Here is a 302-nt window from a genome sequence, read left to right on the forward strand (position 1 = left end):
CCCGACATGAATTCTACCTCAGAGCAGCTCCGTTTTGCATCCATTCCCGCTCATAGCGTTCGCGCCGATTTCGCCGGCGGCGGCTTGTCGTCCGACCTCGGTCCGGTTTTGCTGCGTGGTGTCGACCTCCAGATTGGATTGACCAAGCGCCTCGCCGCAGCCTTGCCTGACCGCCGTCATCAGAGCTATGTCGACCATTCTTATCACGATATTTTGACGCAACGTATCTACCAAATCGGCTGCGGCTACGAGGACGGGAACGACTCGAACAGCCTGCGCCACGATCCGATGTTCAAGCTTGG

General features: G+C 57.9%; 1 protein-coding gene. It reads left to right on the forward strand.

From position 1 onward, the window contains the following. Positions 1-6 precede the first annotated feature (6 nt). The coding region (locus tag F2P45_RS35010) for a transposase (RefSeq protein ID WP_229505457.1) at positions 7-302 on the forward strand (296 nt) is incomplete at its 3' end.

This window comes from Massilia mucilaginosa (assembly GCF_011682145.1).
Classification (GTDB): Bacteria; Pseudomonadota; Gammaproteobacteria; order Burkholderiales; family Burkholderiaceae_D; genus Telluria_A; species Telluria_A mucilaginosa.